A 1452-nucleotide genomic window follows, 5' to 3' on the forward strand; every position below is an offset into this window, starting at 1 on the left:
ATCAGAGGGCGGTTCGCGAGCTGATGTCCCTTTGATCGCTTGCCCTGCGTGAGATGGGGCTTGTCGAAGCGGGTAGTGCGGGGTTACGGGCGTGGCTGAGCGAACAATCCTGGCTCGGTCTCGGTGAGGATGCCGAGGCTGACCAGGCGTTTGAGCTTGGCTCGGGTGTTCTCAACGTTCTTTCGCGCGAAAGGCAGGTCCAGAGCCAGGCAGAGGTCCCGAGGGCGCATGGGCTGTCCGGCGTCCACCAAGATGGTGAGGATCTGCTGATAGGCGGGATGGTCGGGGAGCACGGGAGCCGGTTGCGGTAAGGGTGCCGGGTCAGGCTCTTCGGCGAGGGCGAGCAGGGTCTTACGGGCGATCTTCAGGTGCTCGATGTCCTGGTCGAGGTCACGCAGGCGGGCGGCCAGTTCGTCGATCTGGGCACGCACCTGCTCGGCCTGTCCGATCAGCGCCTTCTCGCGGGCGTCGATCCGCTCCAGCAGCCAGGTGCCGGGATCGGGGGGCCCGCTCACGTGTCGCGCCAGGCAGGGGTGAAGGTGCCGGTCAGCCGGCGGGTCATCACATCGGTCATCGCCCAGTACACCCGCGATTCGGAGCTGGCCGGATCGTGTTCGTAATCGCGCACCAGGCGACGGTGCAGGGACATCGTGCCGTAGGTCTGCTCCACCACCCACCGCTTGGGCTGGGGGACGAACCCGGCCCGGGCGGGGTTACGCTCGACGATCTGCACGGCGATGCCGTGGGTGGCGCCGTGGGCGACCACGCTGCTCTTGAAGCCTTGATCGACCAGGGCCGTCTGCACGCTGCCGGGCGAGGTGGCGGCGACGACCCGGTCCAGCAGCGTGTTGCCGATGGCGTTGTCGTGCATCGAGGCTGCCGCGACCACCACGGCGATGACCAGGCCCAGCACGTCGGTGGCCAGCCCGCGTTTGCGTCCGGGTACCTTCTTGGCCGCGTCCCGGCCGGTGGTGGTGGCGGGCACCCCGGCCGCGGCGCGCACGCTTTGGGTGTCGAGGACCACCAAGCTCGGGTCGGCTAATCGTCCCGCCTTCTCCCGGACCTGAAACCGCAGCAGGTCATGGATGGTCTTGTCGATACCGTCCCTGCGCCAGGCGGTGTAGTAGTAGACCACGGCACTACGAGGTGGCAGGTCATGCGGCAGCATGTTCCACTGGCAGCCGGTGCGGCCCTGGTACAGCAGGGCGTTGACGATCTCCCGCATCTCGTAGCGGCCCTGGTGGCCGCTGACCGAGGGGTGCGCGGCCTTCCAGGCCGTGATGACCGGCTCGATCAGGGCCCACCGCTCGTCGGATAAGTCGCTCGCGTATGGCTTGCGCTCACTCACGCCGCCATCCCAGCACACCCACGCCCACCAGGCAGGCATAACGTTACAGATTCACTCAATCACCCTACGACATCACGGGCATGAACTCGCGAATCGCCCTCTCA

Annotated in this window: 2 protein-coding genes; both read right to left on the bottom strand. The window is 67.1% G+C overall.

All coding sequences use genetic code 11. From position 1 onward, the window contains the following. Positions 1–83 precede the first annotated feature (83 nt). Positions 84–515, bottom strand: a complete 432-nt coding sequence (locus ABEA43_RS67680; RefSeq protein ID WP_345581535.1) for a hypothetical protein — start codon at positions 513–515, stop codon at positions 84–86. Further along, a complete protein-coding gene (locus ABEA43_RS67685; protein WP_345581538.1) occupies positions 512–1348 on the bottom strand; it encodes an IS5 family transposase in 837 nt (278 codons plus the stop codon). Before ABEA43_RS67685 ends, ABEA43_RS67680 begins: the two co-directional genes overlap by 4 nt. Positions 1349–1452: the final 104 nt, after the last annotated feature.

The organism is Nonomuraea rosea (genome assembly GCF_039539705.1).
GTDB classification, from domain to species: domain Bacteria; phylum Actinomycetota; class Actinomycetes; order Streptosporangiales; family Streptosporangiaceae; genus Nonomuraea; species Nonomuraea rosea.